Genomic DNA, 7,435 nt, shown 5'->3' on the forward strand with positions numbered 1-7,435 from the left:
CCGGCGCGCTCGCGGCGGGTGAGCGGGGGCTGGTCGAAGGCGATGTGACAGATCAGGTCGAAGGGGTCGAGGTCCTTGCCCACTTCTTCGAGCAGCGGATCGAGCAGCAGCCCTTCCTCGGCCAGTTCCGCGATGATGACCTCCTTGCGTTCGGTGGAGCGCCAGCGCCGCAGGAATTGGTCGAGGCTCGCGTACTGGCCGCGGATGGCGCGCCGCGAGTAGTCGCGCAGGCTCTCGGTGACGAGTTTACCGTCTTCGTCAAGGTACTCGACACGCTCGGTGAGGACCGTGACCGACTGGCCCTTGATGTAGTACTTGGCAGGCGCTTCAGCGACGCCGGGCGGCAGGCTGATGTCCGGCGGTTGCGGGTCATCGACGACCGTCTCGTCCGGGCCTGGGTCCGCCGGGATGGGGTCCTCGCCCTCGTCGACCGGTGGCACGTCGTCCGGCGGGATCGGAGGATCGTCCTCACCGGGTTCATAGATTTGCACCGGCTCGCCATCGAAGTCCGGGTCGGCGAAATGGTTGGTGGCCTTGCGGAAGTCGACCAGGGTGAAGTAGTACTTCTTGCTGTCCTCGTGCACCCGGGTGCCGCGCCCGACGATCTGCTTGAACTCGGTCATGGAGCCGGCCTCGCGATCCAGCACGATCAGGCGGCAGGTCTGGACATCCACCCCGGTGGAGAGCAGGCGCGAGGTGGTGACGATCACCGGGTATCTGGACTCGGGGTCGATGAAGTTGCCGAGCTGGGCCTGGCCGTCGGGGTCGTTGCCGGTGATGCGCATGACATACCGGCTGTTCTGCTGGGCGAGGTCGGCGTTCTCGTTGATCAGGGCCTGACGCATCCGGGCGGCGTGCTCGGTGTCGACGCAGAAGACGATGGTCTTCTGGAAGCGGTCGCCGCTCTGCTTCAAGTAGTCCGAGACCCACTTGGCGACGCGCCGGGTGCGCTCGTCGATGACCAGCACCCGGTCGAAGTCCTTCTGGTTGTAGTGGCGGTCTTCGATCAGGTGGCCGTTGAGGTCGCTCTCGCCGGGCCTTGGGCGGTAACCCTCCACATCGACATCCAGGTGCACCTTGATGACCTTGTAAGGGGCAAGGAAGCCGTCGCGGATGCCCTGCTTGAGGGAGTAGCTGTAGACGGGCTCGCCGAAGTAGTGGATGTTGGAGACGTACTCGGTCTCCTTGGGGGTGGCGGTAAGACCGATCTGGGTGGCCGCGGAGAAGTAGTCGAGGATCTCGCGCCAGGCGGAATCCTCCGCGGCGCTGCCCCGGTGGCACTCGTCGATGACGATGAGATCGAAGAAGCCGGGCGAGAACTCGCGGAAGAGCTTCTGACGCTCCTCCGGGCCGGTGATCGCCTGGTAGAGGCCCAGATAAATCTCGTAGGCGGTGTCGATGCGCCGGGGCTGGTGGCTGCCGCGGGGACGGTCGAGGGCAGTGGTCAGGTCGGTGGCCGTGCCATCGGCGCGCTCAATCGTCTTGGCGTCGGTGCTCAGCTTCGCCATGGCCGCCCCGAAGGGCCGGAAGTCGTTGACCATGGTCTGGTCGATCAGCACGTTGCGGTCGGCGAGGAACAGGATGCGCCGCTTGCGCCCGGCCTTCCACAGCCGCCAGATGATCTGGAAGGCGGTATAGGTCTTGCCGGTGCCGGTGGCCATCACCAGAAGGATGCGGTCCTGGCCCTTGGCGATGGCCTCGACCGTCGCGTTGATGGCGGCGCGCTGGTAGTAGCGCGGCTCCTTGCCGCTGCCGTCGTCATAGTAGGGTTGCAGGACGATGGCTTGCTGGGCGGGGGCCAGGCCCTTCCAGGTGCAGTATTGCGCCCACAGGGCGGCGGGGGTGGGGAAGGCGTCCAGGGCGAGCCTGGTCTCGAGCTGGGCGCTCTGGCCGGTACGGTCGTGGAAGACGAAGGCATCGCCGTTGGTGGCGAAGACGAAGGGCACGTCGAGCGTCAGCGCATAGTCGAGCGCCTGTTGCATCCCGGCGCTGACCGGGTAGTTGTTGTCCTTGACCTCGATCACCGCGATCGGGATGCCGCAGTAGTAGAGGATGTAGTCGGCGCGCTTGCCCTTGCCGCGCGTGACCAGCTTGCCGCGCACGATGATGCGGCCCTTGGTGAAGTAGATCTGGCGGCGAATCTGGTTGATCTCATCCCAACCGGCCAGAAGCAGGGCCGGATTGATGAATTTGACGCTGATGTCGTCTTCGCTCAGGGTCTTCTTGCTGATGGTCATACGACTCCGACACCCTTGTGGATTTCAGTCGACAGGCTGCGAAGCGCGATTCTCCCACAAGCGTGGGGCAGGTCCTATCAGCGTTGACCGCGGCCGTTCGGACAACGGCTGGTCCGGGGCGGGGGCACTGACGGCTCAAGAGGGGACCGGACGGCCAGGGCCGACGGGCTACCTTCACCACCGGCCCGGCCCCGCCGGATTCCCCGGCCTTGGCCCCCGGATGGTCACGTTCCTGTCTACCCCGCGCGGTCTCCCGGGCGGTGCCCGGTCTGGAACGTCCCGCGCTGGCCGATCGTCTGGAACGGATATCATGTATTCGATCCCGCCGGGCGGTCCAAGTCGGCGGGAGCGGTATCCGCGCCGATCGCTGCCGGGCGGGGCGCGGCGATCCTCCGGGATCGCAGGAGCGCATCGCACCCGCCGATGCGGCTGGAACCGGACATAACCGGCACGGTCGGGACGTGGCTCGGCCCGGTATTCGCCCGGAGCGCAAACGAAAAAGGGCCTAGCCTCACGGCTAAGCCATTGTCTTTATTGGCTGGGGGACTAGGATTCGAACCTAGGTTGACGGAGTCAGAGTCCGTAGGTTAAAGGGGTCAGGCTCAAATATTTTCCCCCTGAAGCCGACCTCACCGTTCTGTTTTCGCCGTCAAGTGTGCACGAATCGTCGAGCGGTCGCCAGCGGCAGAAACAACGTCAACGGCGAATCCGGCAAGGCGATAAAGGCATGATGCCGGTAGAAGGCTGCTGCCCCCTCATCCTTCGCCTCGACGACCAAGGCGTAGGCCGCAATTTCCGAGCGGGAAGCGCGGTCGAGCGCATCCCCGAGCAGCGCACCGCCAAGACCCTGCCCCTTGAAACCCTGATCCACCGCCAAACGGCCCATGCGCACGGCCGGCACGCTGGGGTATCGCGGCAGCTTCTTTGCGGTGGCGGGCGGAAGGTCGGCCAGCAGCAGGCTCGCGGAGGCCAGGGTGTAGTAAGCCGCGATGCGTTGCTCCCCGGTGCTGATCGGGGCGAGCGCGACAAAGCACGCCGTCACTCGACGCCGGATGTCTTGGGTGACCTGGTGCCGAAAGTAGCGGTCCAGAGGCGCCGAGCCACTGTCGAACAGTGTGCGGTCGTGCGCGGCAGTGAGCGGCACGACCTCAAATCGCTCGATCACTTGGTATTCAATAGCTCGCGACGACGCGCGAAGGCGCGCTCCAAGGCCGGAGTCGGCTCTGGTGGTGACAGGAGCCCCTGCGCAAAGCACTCCTGATCGGCCAGGGACAGCCGGATGACCTCGGACTGTTCGATGGCGCGCTGCGCGGCCTCTTGGACGGCCAGTACCACGAAATCGGTCATGGTGCGGCCCTGAAGCTCCGCGGCGCGTTTGAGCATGGCATGTAGTTCGGTACTGATCCGCGCTTCAAGCCGGGCGGTGGAATTGGCTGATGGCATGGGTTTGACCTCCTCTTGGATACTGTACGGCATACTGCCGGAGGCCGCCATCGAGTTTCCCTGCCCGGCGGTGCGTATGGCAGTTCTTGCCATTTTGTGCCATTCATGGCACTGTGGAGCGAACGAGGAGGTGCCCCATGCAAAGTATGAATATTTCGCTGCCCGACCCGCTCAAGCAGTTTGTGGACGGCCAGATTTCGACCGGGCGTTACAGCAGCGCCAGTGAATACGTGCGCGAGTTGATCCGCGCCGATGAGAAGCGTAAGGCCGAAGAACAGCTTGAAGCCAGGCTGCTGGAAGGGTTGAGCAGCGCCGAGACGCAACTGACCCCGGCGGACTGGATCGCCATTCGCAGGGAAGCCCTGGCAAAGGTCGAAGCGCGAAAGACCGCGCGCTGATGCCGACGGTCACGAAGCGCGAGGCGGCGCGGCGCGATCTGATAGGGCATTTCGTGCGCGTGCTGCATGCGGCCTCCGACTGGTGGAACCTGCTGGGATTCGAGGACTAGCCGATGGCCGTCGCACTGGGCCATGGACGGTTACCGTGCGAAATCGGGGACGTGCGAAATCGGGGATGCGAAATCGGGGACGTACCACGGTTTCCGCGCTGACTAACCGGTCGATGCGGCAGGCACGGCTGGGCTCAAGCCGCATCGGCAGTGTGAACCTCAATGTCCACCTTGAGCCGATCGCGCAATGCCGCGAAGATCGTCGCCAGATTGTCCATGCTGGGGTTACCATTGGAGGACAGCATCCGGTGCAAACTCTTGCTCGGCCTGTCGGTCAGCCGGGCCAGTGTCTCGAAGCCGACCGTGGCATTAACCAGGTCGCGCAAGATGAGACGGGCCGCGTCCGGCTCACCATTGAGAAACAGGGTTGCGGCCTCATCGAGCAACGCCTTGGCAAAGGCGGGGTCGCGTTCGACCCGCTCGACAACGGTCTGCCTGAAATCGTGAGAGAGGGCCATGGACGGTTACGGTGTCGTTCGATCTGTCTGTGCGATATAGGGGACGTGCGATATAGTGCGATATAGGGGACGTACCACGATTCTTCGCGTAGCCGCAGCCCGCGCACGGTGGACCGGGCGATTGCGCGGCCCAACCTCCCCGCTGTCCATGGCGCCCCCTGCCGGCATCCTGAGCGGCGGGGTCAAGATCGATGCAGCAAGGAGACGAATCCCATCTGCTCGAAATGCGCATCGAAGCCAGCGAAGCGGCTGATAGCGGCATCACGCATGACGACGAAGCTGCAACAGTCGGTGACACTGAAATCCTTGTCGGCATATTGCCGGAACAGCGCGAGCGCCCGCTCCTTCACCGGCCGTCCCACCTCTGCTACGTCAAACCCGCTGGCCGCCACCTTGTCGAGGAAGCGAACTGCGAGATCATGGCGACCCACGGAACAGTTGAGGTAAGTCAGCGTCTCAAACAGCACGAAGTCAGACAGCACGACCCGGTACGATCCCAACAAGCGAGGCAATAGTTCCTTCGTCAGCATATGGTATTGGTCGCGGCGGTCAAACAGAGCGATCCAGTAACCGGTGTCGACGAACACCGACTCCTTCACTTGCCCTGCCCGACGAGATAACGGTCGTGCCCCGCAGCACCGTCTTCGCGAAGGTCGATGACGCCGATCAGATCATCAAACAGGTCAACCGGGGCAGGCCCGGTTGCGGTTGCATCGGTCGCCGCTGGGGGTATCGGGTCGATCACCGTGACGATCAGCCGCGCCCGGCGAACCGCAGGCAGATCCTCCAGCAGCGTGACCTTGCCATCTTCGTACACCGCATGAACGGAAACCATGTCTCCCTCCGGATCAACACAGTCAAGTTGGCGCCCGGCAGCACGCTGGGTACTGTAAGGCATAAGCCCGGGGGCTGCCATCCAGTTGTCCCACACCCCGCGCCCGCCGTTGGCCCGGAACCCCAACGAAAAGGGCCTAGCCTCTCGGCTAAGCCCTTGTCTTTTTTGGCTGGGGGACTAGGATTCGAACCTAGGTTGACGGAGTCAGAGTCCGTAGTCCTGCCGCTGGACGATCCCCCAAGAACTGGCTTGGCGAGTGGCGGGCGGCACCAATGCGGCGGGCCCGTCAATCGCCATCTCAAGCGCGCTAGCGCTTGGAGTATTGCGGTGCCTTGCGCGCCTTGTGCAGGCCGACCTTCTTGCGCTCGACCTCGCGGGCGTCGCGGGTCAGGAAGCCGGCGCGACGCAGGGCCGAGCGCAGTTCTTCATTGTAGCCCACCAGGGCGCGGGCGATGCCGTGACGGATGGCGCCGGCCTGGCCGGTGTTGCCGCCGCCGACGACCGTGGCCTTGATGTCCACCCGACCGAGCAGACCGCAGGTCTCCAGGGGCTGGCGGACCACCATGCGGGCGGTCTCGCGGCCGAAGAAATGGTCGAGCGTGCGCCCGTTGACCGTGATCTCACCTGAGCCCGTGGTCAGAAAGACCCGGGCGGCGGAGGTCTTACGGCGACCGGTGGCGTATTGAGTCTCCGACATGGATGTCTGTTCCTGAGGACGATTGGATACTGGGGTTGGCTAGCAGTCGAGTTCGAGGACCTGGGGCTGCTGGGCCTGGTGGCCGTGCTCGGCCCCCCCGTAGACACGCAGCTTGCGGAACATGGCGCGACCCAAGGGACCGCGAGGGAGCATGCCCTTCACCGCGATCTCGATGGCGCGCTCCGGGGCCTGGTCGAGCAACTTGCCCAGGCTCATGGATTTGAGATGGCCCACATAGCCGGTGTGGCGGTAGTACATCTTGTCGGCGAGCTTGTTGCCGGTGACCCGGACCTTGCCCGCGTTGACCACGACGATGTAGTCGCCGGTGTCGACATGGGGGGTGTATTGGGGCTTGTGCTTGCCGCGCAGGCGCAACGCAAGCTCAGTGGCCAGGCGGCCGAGCGTCTTGCCCTCGGCGTCCACCAGGAACCAGGCGCGGCGTACCTCTGCCGGTTTGGTGCTCACAGTCGTCGTCATGATCCGTAATTCCCGTACCGAGTCCGCGTGCGCCCCGGTCCGGATACCCCCAAGGGGTGCGAGCGGGTAAGGCGGCGGGTCTTTGATTCGTTGAGCGAAAGCGCGAAAGACCGCGAACTATACGGGAGCGGATGGGCGGATGCAAGCGCGGGAGTGGCGGGTATCGGCTCAGCGGGTCTAAGCGCCTGATCTTTCGAGGCTCGCGTCGCGCCAGCACTCAACACGGCAGACCCGGGCGGGACGCCCGGGCTCCTGTTCAGTCGGGTAAGCGCAGCCGCTCGACGACGCGCCCCGCGACCAGGTGCTCGGTCAGGATCTCGTCCAGGTCCTCCTGGTCCACATAGGTGTACCAGACGGCGTCCGGGTAGACGACCAGCACCGGCCCCTCCTCGCAGCGGTCGAGACAGCCGGCGGTGTTGATGCGCACACCGCCCCGACCGGCCAGCGCGAGTTCCTTGGTGCGGCGTTTCAGGTAGTCGCGCAGCGTCGCGGAGCCGCACTGGGCGCAGCACTGGCTGCCGTCCTCACGCTGGTTGGTGCAGAAAAAGACATGGTGACGGTAGTAGGACATCGGGGTTCCCCGCTGGGTGTCGAGGGCTAGGGCTAGGGCGCGCGCACCGCGGGAGGTTACCATGTCCGGGGCGCCGGCGGCTGCTCTGACACCCCGGACGGGTGCGATCAGAACTGATGTGTTGACGCCGATCCCGTAGGGTACGCATCGCGTACCCTACAGCGAACGGACCTTCTCACGGACCGGGCGTCGTTGTCGTTGTCGTTGTC

Annotated in this window: 10 protein-coding genes and 1 tRNA gene; 1 reads left to right on the forward strand and 10 read right to left on the reverse strand. The window is 64.8% G+C overall.

Going from position 1 to position 7,435, the window contains the following annotated elements; genetic code table 11:
* From hsdR to QZY48_RS14605, 3 genes are all read right to left on the reverse strand, one after another.
* The coding region (gene hsdR, locus QZY48_RS14595) for an EcoAI/FtnUII family type I restriction enzme subunit R (RefSeq protein ID WP_295431996.1) at positions 1-2,231 on the reverse strand (2,231 nt) is incomplete at its 3' end.
* A gap of 655 nt (positions 2,232-2,886) precedes the next feature.
* Positions 2,887-3,402, reverse strand: a complete 516-nt coding sequence (locus tag QZY48_RS14600; protein ID WP_295431978.1) for a GNAT family N-acetyltransferase — start codon at positions 3,400-3,402, stop codon at positions 2,887-2,889.
* The gene (locus tag QZY48_RS14605; RefSeq protein WP_295431980.1) at positions 3,399-3,680 is read right to left on the reverse strand and encodes a DUF1778 domain-containing protein; all 282 of its coding nucleotides are present in this window, start codon (positions 3,678-3,680) and stop codon (positions 3,399-3,401) included. Before QZY48_RS14605 ends, QZY48_RS14600 begins: the two co-directional genes overlap by 4 nt.
* A 137-nt stretch (positions 3,681-3,817) precedes the next feature.
* Between QZY48_RS14605 and QZY48_RS14610 the strand changes: the two genes are divergently transcribed.
* On the forward strand, positions 3,818-4,078 hold the full coding sequence (locus QZY48_RS14610; RefSeq protein ID WP_295431983.1) for a type II toxin-antitoxin system ParD family antitoxin: 261 nt from the start codon (positions 3,818-3,820) through the stop codon (positions 4,076-4,078).
* Positions 4,079-4,322: 244 nt separating this feature from the next.
* Here the strand turns inward: QZY48_RS14610 and QZY48_RS14615 are convergent, their stop codons facing one another.
* From QZY48_RS14615 to QZY48_RS14645, 7 genes are all read right to left on the reverse strand, one after another.
* Positions 4,323-4,646 carry a transcriptional regulator gene (locus QZY48_RS14615; RefSeq protein ID WP_295431985.1) on the reverse strand — a complete coding sequence of 108 codons (324 nt, stop codon included), beginning with the start codon at positions 4,644-4,646 and terminating at the stop codon, positions 4,323-4,325.
* Between the two features lie 182 nt (positions 4,647-4,828).
* On the reverse strand, positions 4,829-5,245 hold the full coding sequence (locus tag QZY48_RS14620; RefSeq protein ID WP_295431986.1) for a PIN domain-containing protein: 417 nt from the start codon (positions 5,243-5,245) through the stop codon (positions 4,829-4,831).
* Entirely contained in the window at positions 5,242-5,481 is a 240-nt protein-coding gene (locus QZY48_RS14625) for a hypothetical protein (protein WP_295431988.1), read from the reverse strand. Before QZY48_RS14625 ends, QZY48_RS14620 begins: the two co-directional genes overlap by 4 nt.
* 166 nt (positions 5,482-5,647) lie before the next feature.
* Positions 5,648-5,721: transfer RNA gene (locus tag QZY48_RS14630), tRNA-Gln, on the reverse strand.
* Positions 5,722-5,788: 67 nt separating this feature from the next.
* Positions 5,789-6,178, reverse strand: coding sequence for a 30S ribosomal protein S9 (gene rpsI / locus QZY48_RS14635; RefSeq protein ID WP_100921755.1), 390 nt, complete (start codon positions 6,176-6,178; stop codon positions 5,789-5,791).
* A gap of 39 nt (positions 6,179-6,217) precedes the next feature.
* Positions 6,218-6,655, reverse strand: coding sequence for a 50S ribosomal protein L13 (rplM, locus tag QZY48_RS14640; protein ID WP_295431991.1), 438 nt, complete (start codon positions 6,653-6,655; stop codon positions 6,218-6,220).
* Between the two features lie 256 nt (positions 6,656-6,911).
* Positions 6,912-7,226 (reverse strand): NAD(P)H-dependent oxidoreductase subunit E, encoded by a 315-nt coding sequence (locus QZY48_RS14645; protein ID WP_295431994.1) that lies wholly within the window; start codon positions 7,224-7,226, stop codon positions 6,912-6,914.
* Positions 7,227-7,435 lie beyond the last annotated feature (209 nt).

This window comes from uncultured Thiodictyon sp., assembly GCF_903828115.1.
Taxonomy (GTDB): Bacteria; Pseudomonadota; Gammaproteobacteria; order Chromatiales; family Chromatiaceae; genus Thiodictyon.